Source organism: Sphingobacterium sp. JUb20 (assembly GCF_004342035.1).
Taxonomy (GTDB): domain Bacteria; phylum Bacteroidota; class Bacteroidia; order Sphingobacteriales; family Sphingobacteriaceae; genus Sphingobacterium; species Sphingobacterium anhuiense.
In genome coordinates this window covers 1-14,745 of sequence record NZ_SLYV01000008.1, presented here as the reverse complement: position 1 = coordinate 14,745, position 14,745 = coordinate 1, and the positions used below count along the sequence as shown (strand labels likewise).

General features: G+C 37.6%; 10 protein-coding genes. 1 reads left to right on the top strand and 9 read right to left on the bottom strand.

Going from position 1 to position 14,745, the window contains the following annotated elements; all coding sequences use genetic code 11:
- Positions 1-49: 49 nt before the first annotated feature.
- The 9 genes from EDF66_RS14185 to EDF66_RS14145 all read right to left on the bottom strand — a co-directional run bounded on the left by EDF66_RS14185 (position 50) and on the right by EDF66_RS14145 (position 14,077).
- Positions 50-499: an RrF2 family transcriptional regulator gene (locus tag EDF66_RS14185; protein WP_132843438.1), complete on the bottom strand. Its 450-nt coding sequence runs from the start codon at positions 497-499 to the stop codon at positions 50-52.
- A 164-nt stretch (positions 500-663) separates the two neighbouring features.
- A complete protein-coding gene (gene pafA, locus EDF66_RS14180) occupies positions 664-2,283 on the bottom strand; it encodes an alkaline phosphatase PafA (RefSeq protein WP_409049540.1) in 1,620 nt (539 codons plus the stop codon).
- Between the two features lie 54 nt (positions 2,284-2,337).
- Positions 2,338-5,139 (bottom strand): excinuclease ABC subunit UvrA, encoded by a 2,802-nt coding sequence (uvrA, locus tag EDF66_RS14175; protein WP_132843434.1) that lies wholly within the window; start codon positions 5,137-5,139, stop codon positions 2,338-2,340.
- 127 nt (positions 5,140-5,266) lie between these two features.
- Positions 5,267-6,964: a GMC oxidoreductase gene (locus EDF66_RS14170; protein ID WP_132843432.1), complete on the bottom strand. Its 1,698-nt coding sequence runs from the start codon at positions 6,962-6,964 to the stop codon at positions 5,267-5,269.
- A 259-nt stretch (positions 6,965-7,223) separates the two neighbouring features.
- A complete protein-coding gene (locus tag EDF66_RS14165; protein ID WP_132843430.1) occupies positions 7,224-8,828 on the bottom strand; it encodes a M20/M25/M40 family metallo-hydrolase in 1,605 nt (534 codons plus the stop codon).
- A 251-nt stretch (positions 8,829-9,079) separates the two neighbouring features.
- Positions 9,080-10,879, bottom strand: a complete 1,800-nt coding sequence (gene typA / locus EDF66_RS14160; protein WP_132843429.1) for a translational GTPase TypA — start codon at positions 10,877-10,879, stop codon at positions 9,080-9,082.
- A 78-nt stretch (positions 10,880-10,957) separates the two neighbouring features.
- Positions 10,958-12,148, bottom strand: coding sequence for a glycine C-acetyltransferase (gene kbl, locus EDF66_RS14155; protein ID WP_132843427.1), 1,191 nt, complete (start codon positions 12,146-12,148; stop codon positions 10,958-10,960).
- Positions 12,149-12,263: 115 nt separating this feature from the next.
- Positions 12,264-13,511: an ABC transporter permease gene (locus tag EDF66_RS14150; protein ID WP_132843425.1), complete on the bottom strand. Its 1,248-nt coding sequence runs from the start codon at positions 13,509-13,511 to the stop codon at positions 12,264-12,266.
- Positions 13,512-13,648: 137 nt separating this feature from the next.
- Positions 13,649-14,077, bottom strand: coding sequence for a DUF2147 domain-containing protein (locus EDF66_RS14145; RefSeq protein WP_132843423.1), 429 nt, complete (start codon positions 14,075-14,077; stop codon positions 13,649-13,651).
- Positions 14,078-14,280: 203 nt separating this feature from the next.
- Here EDF66_RS14145 and EDF66_RS14140 point away from each other — a divergent pair, with 203 nt between their 5' ends.
- Positions 14,281-14,628 carry a phage holin family protein gene (locus tag EDF66_RS14140; RefSeq protein ID WP_021190846.1) on the top strand — a complete coding sequence of 116 codons (348 nt, stop codon included), beginning with the start codon at positions 14,281-14,283 and terminating at the stop codon, positions 14,626-14,628.
- Positions 14,629-14,745: the final 117 nt, after the last annotated feature.

The window sequence follows — 14,745 nt, the reverse complement described above, 5'->3', positions numbered from 1 at the left end:
GCCGAATTAATCAAATAATTCGGCCTTTTCAGTAAAAAGTTTAATTTATCTAGCTATTTTCTGTAGTGTCTAGGTTTAATTGTTTTTCCTTATTTATTAGACTCGCAACACTCGTATCGTTTAGTATTTGTAACATTGCATTACGAACCTCAACAAAAGTATCGCGTATACCACAGGCATGCTCTGTGGTACATTCATCACATGAGCGATAGAAATTAAGACTGACACAAGGTAATAAGGCAATAGGTCCGTCGATCAATCGCATCACCTGGGACAAATAAACATCTTCTGGTGCTTTATTTAGACTGTAACCACCTCCTGCACCTTTCTTACTATACAAAATCCCGGCATTACGCATTTCCAACAATATCTGTTCTAAAAATTTCTTCGGAATGTTTTCTTCCTCTGCAATTTTTACAATCTGCATGGGATCTTTACCGTAGTTCCTACCTAAAACCATTAAGGCTTTAATGGCATATTTTGTCTTTTTAGAAAGCATATTATTTATTCAATTTTATCTACAAACTTAGATAAAATTGTTTTATTTACAATCTTATTGCATTGCTTATAAAACAATTTTACCTCCCTCTTCTCTTCAATCAGTAAATTTATATAGCAGAAATCTAACAAATTTTACCTGTAATATAGCATTTAAAAGCGATATTACTGTCCTAAAACCTCTACTATAGGAGTACCGATACTACCATTTGGCTCCATAACATGCAACAACGCGGCTAAAGTTGGAGCAATGTCAGTAACGTTTACAGCTTTATTAGAAACGCCATGTTTGATACCCCATCCCATAAATACTAATGGTATATGCGAGTCAAAGCTCGACCATGTACCATGTGTAGTACCCGTAGAACGAGGAGATCCCTCATACCATTGTGGTTCAACAACAATCTGAATAACACCACTGCGCTTCATATGATATCCATTAATAGCTTTTTCGCGAATCGCTAATGGAGCTTGAAGAACATCACCTTTGGACATATCGAATACGAAAGCAACACCATCCTGTTTTTTCAAATACTTGATGATATCTGTTTTAATGGCTTCTTCATCTAGTTTTAAAGTTTCAATCTTTTCATTATCCAAATGAACCTGGTAGTTCATTAAGCTTTTAACTATTTTTTCTTGACCAAACTTAGCTTTCAAATTATCATTTAATGCTGTTAAGATCTGTCTACCAGGAAAATATCCTCCGTTCCCTTTCATGTCCATGAAATAACGTGAATTATAAGATGCGGCATGATCTGCTGTTAAAAAGAATGTGTAATTACCTTTACCAACTGATTTATCTAAATAGTTGAAAAGATCTGCAAGTTCATGATCCAGCTTTAAATAGATATCTTCAATTTCTACAGAAGAAAGGGAATAACGATGCCCCACATAGTCAGTAGCAGATAAGCTTACACAAAGAAAGTCCGTACTTTTCGTTGGGTTATTTCCAAGTTTTTCATTTTCTATAGCTGCTTTAGCTAAATCTAATGTCAATGTGTTTCCCATAGGCGTCGTCTTAATCAACTCATACCCTTCACTAGCCATCAATTTGGAAGTTGCCCTTGGTAAAGTTGGACTTGCCTCTCCCGCAAATTTTCCTTCATAAATATTATCATCAGCAATACTTGATGTATAGGTCGATAACGGATAAGAAGGTTTCCAATCTTGTTTTAAATATTTTTCAGCAAGTTTTTTCTTATTAAAATCTGTTACCCAGTTTGGTAATTTATCCATGTAGAAATTGCTCGTAATCCAATTACCTGACTTAGATTCAAACCAGTAGGCTGCATCAGCAAAATGACCTGCAGGTAGAATCCCGCCACGGTCTTTAATAGCAATGCCGATAACCTTTGATTGAAAATTGGTCGCCAATTTCAATTGATCTGTAATGGTAGAAGCAAGTAAATTGCGTGGAGACTGCTTTCCTTCAGCCTCTGTTGTACCTACCCCAACGACATTGTCATCCTGAGTACAATACATTGGTTTACCAGTTTGCTCCATAATCCAATCATTACCTGAAATACCATGTATAGCAGGTACTGATCCTGTGTAAACAGAGCTATGGCCGATAGCAGTATACGTTGGAATGTAGTTGATCAGCGTATTTTCGCATGAAAATCCCTCATTCAACAATCTTTTGAAACCACCTTCGCCATAGCGTTCAGCGAATCGGTACAGGTAATCCCAGCGCATCTGGTCAACCATAAGACCCACGACTAATTTCGGACGTTCTGGCGACTGTGCAAAGGTTATCAAACTACTCAACCCTACGCACATCATTATTAACATTTTTTTAATCATGTCTTTTATTTTGTTTAGGCTATAAATGTAAAATTAATTCGTTAAATGCGTCTGTAAATATTGCCCTGTATAAGAATCTTTACATTTGACCAAATCTTCAGGAAGTCCTGCAAAAACTAATTTCCCTCCTTTATCTCCCCCTTCAGGACCGATATCTATCACCCAATCTGCCGATTTGATCATATCCATATTATGTTCGATAACCAAAATACTATTCCCTAAATTGATCAGTGCCTCAAACGATTTCAAGAGCTTCTTAATATCATGAAAATGGAGACCTGTTGTTGGTTCATCAAATATAAAAAGTGTTTTCTTACTGTTATTTCCTTTAATTAAGAATGAAGCCAGTTTGATTCGCTGTGCTTCTCCACCAGATAGTGTACTCGATGATTGTCCCAATTTCACATAACCTAGTCCAACATCTTGTAAAGGTTGAAGTTTAGATAAGATTTTAGGTTGATCAGCAAAGAAAACAATAGCCTCATCAACACTCAATTCCAAAACATCTGAAACCGACTTACTTTTATACTGGACATCAAGTACATGCTGTTTAAAACGTTTGCCTTCACACGCTTCACAAGGCAGCACAATATCGGCCATAAATTGCATCTCAATCTTGACCTCTCCCTCGCCTTGGCATACGTCACAGCGACCACCCTCCACATTAAATGAAAAGGCAGCGGGTTTTAGTCCTGCAGCTTTAGCAGCCGGTAAATTTGAATATAAAGCTCTAACTTCATCCCAAGCTTTTACATAGGTAACCGGATTGGATCGTGAAGAACGACCGATCGGATTCTGATCAACCATTTCAATTTGTTCAACGCGATCAATATCTCCTTCAATTCCATCGTAAACTCCTGTCTGCTCACCGGAATAATTCCCGATCGCTTTTTGCAGAGCCGGATATAAAATCCGTTTTACAAGCGATGTTTTCCCAGAACCGGAAACACCGGTTACAACAGTAAAATTATTGAGTGGAAAAGTCACATCGATACCCTGCAGGTTATTTTCATGCGCTCCTTTAACGGTAATGGAATTGTTCCATGTACGGCGTTGAGCCGGAATGACGATCTGATCTTGTCCGCTTAAATAACGACCTGTTAAACTTTTTTTATCTTTAATGATATCATCGTAGTGACCTGCAAATACCAATTCACCACCATTTATTCCTGCTTCCGGGCCAATATCGATCAGATAATCGGCAGCCTCCATCATTTCCTGTTCATGCTCGACCACAATAACCGTATTGCCAATATCCCTTAGCGATTTTAAAACTCCTATAAGTCTTTGTGTATCGCGAGGATGTAAACCAATACTCGGTTCGTCCAAGACATAAATTGACCCAACCAACGAACTTCCTAAAGAAGTCGCTAAATTGATACGTTGCGATTCACCTCCAGAAAGAGAGTTGGATAAGCGATTTAAAGTTAAATAGCTCAATCCTACATCACATAAAAACTGTAACCGGCTTTCAATTTCAGATAATAACCGCTTCGCAATTAAAAGATCATTTCCTTTTAGTTCTAACCCTTGGAAAAACTCCAATGCTTTATCTAAAGGCATCAGCACGATATCGGTAATGGACCTATCGCCAACTTTAACGTAGGTTGCATCCTGACGAAGACGGGAACCGTGACATTCTGGACAATCTGTCTTACCACGATAGCGGGATAACATGACCCGATATTGGATTTTGTAGGTCTGTTCTTCAAGCTCTTGAAAAAATTGATTTAAACCTGAAAAATACTTATTACCCGTCCACAGCAATTTCTTTTGTGCCGCTGTTAGATCAGAATAGGAACGATGGATAGGAAAGTCAAACTTTAATGAAACTTTGATCAGTGCCTGTAACCATTCGCCCATTTTCTCTCCTCGCCATGGTGCGATAGCACCATCATATACAGATCGGCTTTTATCAGGAATAACAAGATCTGGATCGATACCAATCACTTTCCCATATCCTTCACAACGGCGACATGCTCCATATGGATTATTAAAACTGAAGAAATTAGCTGTTGGTTCTTCAAACAAGATTCCATCAAGCTCAAAACGATCTGAGAAATGATGTAATTCCTCTCCTACGGCTATGGAGCAATTACCTTTTCCTTCAAATAAAGCTGTTTGAATAGAATCCGAAAGACGATTTAAGGTATCGTCATCCGAGTCGATACGAAGACGGTCCGTAACGATTTCTATTTCACCTTCTTTAATCGCTTTATTATCGACTTTCTTGTCATCGATGATCGTTTCTATTTTCTGTAGCTCACCTTTATACTTAATACGGACAAAACCTTTCTGTAATAAAAGTGAAAGTTCCTCTTTTAACTTACGGTCGTTCGTAGGAATTAGTGGAGCATAAATGGTAATAGATGTTCCCTCCTCTAAAGCTGTTGCAAAATCTACAATACTGGAGACTGTATCTTTCGTAACAAGTTGTCCAGATACGGGAGAGTAGGTTTTGCCTATACGTGCATATAATAGTTTCAGATAATCATAAATCTCAGTCGATGTACCAACAGTAGAGCGTGGGTTGCTTGTAATAACGCGCTGTTCGATCGCTATTGCAGGTGCTATACCCTTAATGTAATCAACTTCAGGTTTATTCATCCTTCCCATAAACTGACGGGCATAGGACGAGAGACTTTCGACATAACGACGTTGCCCCTCGGCATAGAGCGTGTCAAATGCTAAGGAAGATTTGCCCGAGCCTGACATACCTGTAATAACTACCAGTTTGTTCTTAGGGATATCGACATCAATATTCTTTAAATTATTGACTCTTGCCCCTTTTATTTGAATATAATTTTTCGGACTATTATCCTGTGTCTTCGCCATTTATAAATTCCAATCTAATTTGTTTCAATCTGACATACAGATAAAAACAAAAATAAGGATTTAAAAATCCTTATTAATAACATGAACTAAGAAAAGCCCAATATTTTACAAATTCTTAATAAAGAATCTATTTAATGCTTCCTTTTTTCATTTGTGCAACCGCATAATTTACTGCTCTTGCAGTTAATGCCATGTAAGTCAATGATGGATTTTGGGTGCCTGTCGACACCATAGAGGCTCCGTCGGTCACAAATACATTAGGGCATTGATGCATTTGGTTCCATTTATTTAAAATGGAGGTTTTAGGATCCAAACCCATCCTCGCTCCTCCCATTTCATGGATATCCAGCCCTGGGTTCTGGCCACTGTCATGAGTCAAAATATTTTTTGCTCCGCCAGCCTCTAACATTTCTGCTCCTTGCTGAAAGAAATCATTCCGCGATTTAAAATCATTTTCAGCATATGCTATTGCCGTAATGACCTGTGGGATGCCGTATTTATCTTTTTTATCAAGACTTAATCGGATATGATTTTTTTCCTGTGGAATAGTCTCGCCCTGCATCATCATCCCAACTTTCCATCCCCCCAAAGTGCATAACTCATCTTTGTAAACTCCTCCAACTTGATCTTCTAATTCAACTGCTGGGGATCGACCTCGATGCGCCCCGAAAAATGAAGCATATCCTCGTAAAAAGTCCATTTCCTGTCTTACTACATTTCTAAAATTAGGTATGATCGGTTGTGTTGGTCTTCTTCCATAATAATAGCTATCTTCAAAACCTTCAAAAGTAGCACTAAGTGATCCTAAATAGTTGTGGAAAGCAATATATTTACCCAAAATACCACTATCATTACCAATTCCTTGAGGGAATCTATCCGAAGTAGAATTCAATAAAATTTGGTTTGTTGCTATAGTAGAAGCATTTACAAAGATTACTTTAGCATAAAATTCTAGACTTTTATTGGTTTCGGAATCGATGATGCGAACTCCCACCGCTTTCCCTAGCTGATCATCATAAATTATTGAATCAACAACAGAATGGGGTCTTAGAGTAAGATTACCTGTCTTCTGAGCCCAAGGTAAGGTTGATGCATTGGAACTAAAATATCCTCCAAAAGGACAACCTCGCTGACACAGATTTCGAGCTTGACATTGTGTTCGACCTTGATCGATATGTATCTGTTTTGGTTTAGTGAGGTGTGCACATCTTCCTGCAATGACGTAACGGTCAGAATATTTACTTTGGATGTTTCGTTGAATCTCTAATTCCACCTGATTCATCTCCCATGCTGGCAAAAACTCTCCATCTGGCATCGCATCAATTCCATCTAAATTACCTGAAATACCGACAAATTTCTCGACATAACTATACCAAGGTGATATATCGGCATAACGAATTGGCCAATCGACAGCAAAACCATCCCTCGCTGGACCTTCAAAATCATATGCCGACCATCTTTGTGTTTGCTTGGCCCAAGTTAACGATTTACCACCTACCTGATAACCTCTTATCCAATCAAAAGGCTTCTCTTGAATGTATGGCTGTTCATCATCTGAAGTGAAAAAATGCTTCGCATCTTCTTTATAAGCATAACATTTTGACGCGATCGGATTTTCTTCTCTTTCTTTTAAAGACAATTGATGGGTATGCTCTAATTGCCAAGGATCCAAATAAGCGGTAGGGTAATCTTTAATATGTTTGACGTCTCTCCCCCGTTCCAATACTAATGTTTTTAATCCCTTTTCACAGAATTCCTTTGCTGCCCATCCTCCGGAAATTCCAGAACCAATTACGATAGCATCAAAATAATTATTCTTTTTCATTTATAAATTTAGGTTGTGGTTGATTCTAAAGGTATATAATCTATACACTATATCCTAAACAAATTCAAATCTAATGAATAAATATAAATCTGTATATCAAAGGAATATAAAAACTTGAGTTCCATAAAGAACTATAGGTAATAGATAGCTTATATTTCAAAAGAAGATCGTATTATCATATACCTATAAGGAGAGAAAAAAACTTTAAATCTTGAAGTTTTAAAGTTTTTCCTAGCAGGGTCACAATATCTTGCGTTACCTAATATCCAACTCCTGTTCTCCTTGGCTGTCTAATAGGGGGCCAAACACCCGGCTTACCGTCACTTCCCGCTGGGAGTATCCGCTGCTCCCGATTAACCAACTTAGCTTCCTCAGAGGCTTTATAAGCCATCACAGCAGTAAGAATTACATTATACTTGAGATCATCAAACACTAACTTATCATAAGTATCCAAATTGGTATGCCATGTATTTGAAAAGTAACCCCAAGACAATGAACTTAACATAAAAGCTGGTACTCCAGCAGCAACGAAAGATGAGTGGTCTGATCCCCCACCTCCTGGTGATCCCGGGAATTCAGTTTGGATATCTTTTGTAACATGTGCAGGCACAGCAGACATCCAGCGGGATATAAAGTCATAAGCATGTACAAAGCCTGAGCCATTAATTCGCTCAACACGGCCTGTGCCATTATCTAAGTTGAAAACAGCTTGTGTATTTTCTATTATCTCTGGATTGTCCAAGACAAATGAACGCGAGCCGTTTAGCCCCTGTTCTTCACTTCCCCACAAACCGATTAGTATAGTTCGCTTAGGATTTGGCAATATCTTTTTCAAAATACGTGCGACTTCCATCATAGCGATAGTTCCGGTTCCATTGTCTGTTGCTCCCGAACCTCCCTCCCAGGAATCAAGGTGAGCTGAAAGAATAACGTATTCGTTCGGAAATTGACTTCCTTTAATTTCAGCAATAGTATTAAAGGAAGATACGTTTCCTAGATCCTTTGAAGCAGTCTCGACACTGATCTTTGTACTGATTCCCTTTTCGGTTAAACGGTATAACATACCATAATCTTCTAAGGAGATATCGAGCGATGGCGCCTTATATGACCGTGCTCCAAATATTTTATTCGCTCCAAATTCTTTTGACCAATTGCTGGTCAATATCCCTACGGCACCTGCATCTTCCAACATGGCTGGGATAGAATTTGCAGATACTCCAGAAGCTTTGATACGGTTGTTCCATAAAACTGCAAGAGAGTCCCGAGAAACTTTCATCCGTTCAATGGACTCCTTGGTCCCATACTCTTCCCAGTTATGATCCGGACGACCGGTTGGCTGCGGCATTGAAATCATCACAAATTTACCTTTAACAGAAGGAAGCCACTTATGAAATGACAAGGAATCCTTTACATCTGGTAGGCTAATAACTTCCGCTTGTATACTTTTCCCTTTTGTACTCGGACTCCATGCAAGCTGTGTTCCGGCCAATGATTTGACACGGGGTGTGATCATATCGATATGTGAAATACCGCGCTCCCATCCTCTCCATTCGCCAAACTTTTGATTCTGAGCTGTAATGCCCCAACTTTCAAATTTGGCAAGTGCCCATTCATTTGCACGAGTCATGCCTGGAGTCCCCACTAAGCGGGGGCCAACTACATCTAACAGTTCAAACGCAAGCGATTCTAGCTGAGAATTATGATTGGCTTCTGCTACGATTTTTTGCACAATAGGCTCTAATACCTGCGATCCTTGCTGCGATCGATTTTGTGCAAATCCATGATCTAGAGCAAAAAAGGTAAAAAATAAGGCGTAACCTAAGACTCTTTTTGATAAAATATACGTGAGATTAGTTCTTTTCATAAAAATATAATATGTAGGGATTTTTAATAAGGCTGATTAAAAATCGAAATTTATATTGACATTAGCTACTTTGCATTCATTTTATTACAAAGAAGATAGATTATAGCTCACGTAAATCACCCTAGAATTCCTAAAAGACAACGTCAAATTAGTAAAGGAGAATTTACAACGACTGTATGAAAAAAAGATATTACAAAAAAAAGCCTCCGATTTCTCGAAGGCTTTTCAATTATTTTGATTCTAAGATAAGCTTAGAATTTTTTGTTCACTTTACGTTCACCTTCTGTTAAGTAGATCTTACGTAAACGGATAGACTGCGGAGTAACCTCAATATATTCGTCACCTTGGATATACTCCATTGATTCCTCTAAAGAGAATTTGATCGCTGGTGCAATACGCGTATTATCATCAGTACCAGAAGCACGCATATTCGTTAATTGTTTCGCTTTAACGATATTGATTGTTAAATCATTATCACGGATATGCTCTCCTAAGATTTGTCCTTCGTAGATATCTACTCCTGGATCAACGAAGAATTTACCACGATCTTGTAATTTATCGATAGAATAAGCTGTTGTAGTACCTTTATCTAAAGAGATCAATACACCATGTTGACGTCCAGGGATTGTACCTTTCCAAGGCTCGTAACCTTTCAAACGGTGAGCCATAACAGCTTCACCAGCAGTAGCAGTCAATACGTTGTTACGTAAACCGATGATACCACGAGAAGGGATTTCGAACTCTAAGTGTTGCATTTCACCTTTAGTCTCCATAATCAATAACTCACCTTTACGTTGTGTTACCAATTCGATTACTTTACCAGAAACTTCAGCAGGAACATCTACGACCAATACTTCGACTGGCTCACATTTCTTACCGTCAATTTCTTTCAAGATAACTTGTGGCTGACCTACTTGCAATTCGTAACCTTCGCGACGCATTGTTTCGATCAATACAGATAAATGGAGAATACCACGACCATATACTAACCATGCATCAGGAGATTCAGTAGGAACTACACGTAATGCTAAGTTTTTCTCTAATTCTTTTTGTAAACGATCATGGATGTGACGAGAAGTAACTAATTTACCTTCTTTACCAAAGAAAGGAGAGTTATTAATCGTGAACAACATGTTCATTGTAGGCTCATCAATATGAATAACCTCTAATTGCTCTGGGTTTTCGAAATCAGCAATAGTATCACCGATATCAAAACCTTCGATACCAACTACAGCACAGATATCACCACAAGCAACTTCTGTAACACGACGACGACCTAAACCTTCAAACGTATGTAACTCTTTTACACGAGATTTAACGATTTTACCATCGCGTTTCATCAATGAAATAGGTTGGTTTTCTTTGATTGTTCCACGTGCAACACGACCAATAGCGATACGACCTACGAAAGTAGAGTAATCTAAAGATGTGATTTGCATTTGCAAAGTACCTTCATTAAAAGGAGATGGTGGGAAGTGAGAGATGATTGCATCTAACAATTCAGATACATCTTCTTTAGGCTCTTTCCAATCTGTTGACATCCAACCATTTTTAGAAGAACCATATAATACTGGAAACGCCAATTGCTCTTCAGTAGCATCTAAGCTAAAGAATAAATCAAATACATTTTCATATACTTCTTCAGGACGACAGTTTTCTTTGTCTACTTTATTAACAACTACCAAAGGTTTCAAGCCTAAAGCTAAAGCTTTTTGTGTCACGAAACGAGTTTGAGGCATAGGACCTTCAAAAGCATCTACTAACAACACAACACCATCAGCCATTTTCAAGACACGCTCAACCTCACCACCGAAATCGGCGTGACCAGGAGTGTCAATAACGTTGATTTTCACACCTTTGTATTGAACAGAAACGTTTTTAGCAACGATTGTAATACCGCGTTCACGCTCTAGATCGTTATTATCTAGAATTAAATCACCTGTACCATCATTATCTCTAAAAAGATTTGTGAAGTGTAAGATTTTGTCTACCAACGTAGTTTTACCGTGATCGACGTGAGCGATAATCGCTATATTTCTAATATTTTGCATCCAGCAAGTAAATTTGTTTTAAATTCAGGGTGCAAAGATAAGTATTTTGCATCATAAATTCATATAACTATGTGTATTTTATTTGATTACAGCTAAATCTTTTCCAACTTTTATGAATGCTGCTATTGCTTTATCCAAATGACTGATCTCATGACCTGCCGAAATCTGAACACGGATACGTGCTTTTCCTTGTGGAACAACAGGGTAATAGAAACCAATTACATAGATTCCTTCTGCCAACATTCTGGTTGCAAATTCTTGTGCTAATTTTGCATCATACAGCATAACAGGTACAATAGGGTGAAATCCCGGCTTAATATCAAAACCTGCAGCTGTCATTTTTTCACGGAAATAAGCTGTATTTGCTTCTAATTTGTCACGTAAGTCTGTTGTCTCACTTAGCATGTCTAAAACTGCCACAGAAGCTCCTGCGATAGCTGGTGCTAAAGTATTGGAGAACAAGTATGGACGAGAACGCTGACGTAACATATCAATAATTTCTTTACGACCAGAAGTAAAACCGCCAGATGCACCACCTAATGCTTTACCTAATGTTCCAGTAATGATATCAACGCGATCAATTACATTATATAATTCATGTGTACCACGTCCAGTTTTACCAATAAAACCTGTACAGTGTGACTCATCGATCATCACTAATGCTTCATATTTATCTGCTAGATCACAGATCTGATCTAATGGAGCTACCGAACCGTCCATAGAGAATGCTCCGTCCGTAACGATAATACGGTGACGCGCGCCAGAAGCTGCTTGTAACTGAACTTCCAAATCTGCCATATCCGCGTTTTTATAACGGAAACGTTGTGCTTTACACAAACGGACACCATCGATAATAGATGCATGATTTAATTCGTCGGAAATGATCGCATCTTCTGCACCTAATAAAGGTTCGAATACGCCGCCATTGGCATCAAATGCAGCCGCATATAAAATAGTATCTTCTGTTCCTAAAAATTTAGAAATTTTTGCTTCCAACTCTTTGTGAATATCCTGTGTTCCACAAATAAAACGTACTGATGACATTCCATATCCATGTGAATCAATTGCTTTTTTTGCTGCTTCAGTTACTTTAGGATGTGATGATAATCCTAAATAGTTATTTGCACAAAAATTGATGACTTCTTCACCAGTGCTTACTTTAATATCAGCACCTTGAGGCGTAGTAATTACGCGTTCTTCTTTATACAAACCAGCTTCTTTGATAGCTGCTAATTCTTTCTGCAATGCAGGTTGAAGAGTTTTATACATAATAATTCAAAATTTTCTACAATAATAAGATTTTATAAGAGCATTTACTCCACTTATAAATGAAGTTTATGTTATTAATGCCTCAAAAGTATGTGAAACCGTTTGCACAATTTTACTATTCATAACGCAATGCTTCTACAGGATCTAATTTTGAAGCTTTTGATGCAGGATAATAGCCTGAGAGCATACCCACCAGAACACATACTGTAAAACCTAATATGATCCAATTCCAAGGAACAATAAATGATGCACCCAATTGTAATGCTAGCAGGTTGCCGATGACGATGCCCAATATAATTCCTGCGGCCCCACCAATTAAACAGATAACAACTGCTTCTATTAAGAACTGTTTACGTATCACCGAAGGGGTTGCTCCAATTGCCTTACGAATTCCAATCTCACGTGTCCGTTCTGTTACAGAAACCAGCATAATATTCATTAAACCGATGGAAGCTCCTATTAATGTGATTAATGCAATCACGATTGCTCCCATTGTAATGATAACCATATTTTGAAGTAAGATCTGTGCAACCGCATCAGATTTCGTGATTTCAAAATCCGATGTTTGTTTAGCTGTCAACCCACGTATATTACGGAACACAATAGTAGCCTCTCCTACTGCGGCTTCTAAGCGGACTGGATCATTAACCGATATCGTAATGGTATAAGATGGCTCAACACCCCCCATTACTGTTCTTGCTTTTACCAAAGGTATCAAACAGGCTTTATCAGCGCCCATACCAGCGCTTGATCCCTTATTTTTTAATACTCCGATTACTTGATAACGCACCCCACCGATTGTCATAAATTCACCTATAGGATTGATCGTGCCTTTAAATAATTTTTGATATATTTCATCACCGATAATGACAACAGGACTTCCTTTATAAACTTCCTGATTCGTAAAATTACGACCAATAGACAAGTTATATCCGGATGTTTTTAAATAGGATTCATCTGATCCGATGACACCAATATTAGGATTTGTTTTTTCTGATTTATATTTTGCTGTTGCTGCCCATGAAACATTCACATTGAGCGAGGTGACGGCGTCAAACTTAAATTGTTCCTTAAAGCTGACCGCTTCTCGGTATGTAATGGAGGAATATACCTTCGACTGCTCACCGCTATTTCCAATACGGACATTCAGACCGCGATTTCGAATATTAAATGAATTGGACCCCATTGAAGAAAAGGAGTCTGTTAAAGACGATTTAATCGCATCTATAGATGTTAAAACACCTATAAGTGCCGTAATGCCTATTGCGATAATCAGTGCTGTCAGAAATGTGCGCAACTTATTGCCTACAATGGATTGGAGAGCAAGTTTTATATTCTCTGAATAGGACATTTTAACAGCCATAGCAATTCTATCGTTAATATTTAGATTGCTGAAATTACTGCTATTAAATTAATTTTACAATGTTTTTAATAATTAAAGACCCTAAAATAAAAAGCGCCTTTACAAATAAGTAGCGCTTTTTATTTTTAACCACAGCTTTAGTTCACCCTTTTCCATGATTCAGTACGTCCGAATAAACTGACGCCCACATAGCCCCTGATATCTAACTTATCTGTTCCCTGTAAGGTCATTTTACAGCTATAGGTTTTTCCTGTTTTTGGATCATATATTTTACCGTCTTGATAGACATTACCATCTTTTGAAAAGTTGGTCAAAATCTCTAAGCCCTGAACCTGTCTGCTTTGTAAACTTTTATCTGGATTTTTAATGTCCTTTTTAATATTTCCCTGTGCATCATTTGGCTCTTTCAACCAATATAGTTTACCAAAATACTTTTCACCCTTTTTGTAGATTTCTATTCTACCCTCTCCACTGGGATTCTGCCATTTTCCAATAATAGGGTCAGATTGTGCAAAAATTAATACTGACGTAAATACCAGCATCAGTGTCATGATCATCTTTTTCATATTGTCTCTGTTATAATTGTTTATGTGAATTTACAAAATTTATATTATGCAAGCATAACATATATGCAATTAATTATATTAAACACATTAAAGTACCAAAAGTTTAATTTGGGAGAGACGAATAGCAAACGATCGTTTGGGAGTACAATTTGGCACCGCATTTGATGATAATTTTGTAAGATTAACTTAAAATTATAAATATCATGAAATTCATTATTAGCCTACTTATTACAGGTGTAGTGATTGCGTTAGCAGCCTACATATCTCCAGGAGTACATGTTGCCAGCTTTCTTTGGGCTATCATAACAGGTCTTGTTATTGGATTTGTTAATGCCACTGTTGGTTCAATTTTAAGATTGTTCACTTTTCCATTAAATTGGTTAACACTGGGACTAGTTTCTTTTATCATTACCGTACTTATGATATTATTAACAGATTCATTACTCGGATCTAAATTTGATGTTTCCGGTTTCTGGACAGCGGCGCTCTTTGCAATTGTAGTAGCGGTGCTAGAAATGATCATTGGAAAAATGTTTCCTAGCAAAGATTAACATAAAATTCTTTTCAATGTAGCGTCCTAGAATAGGTTGACATATAAATTTAACGATAATTATCCTTACTTGACTATTTCAAGTAAGGATTTTTTGTTTATGTACTTGACTAGGTGT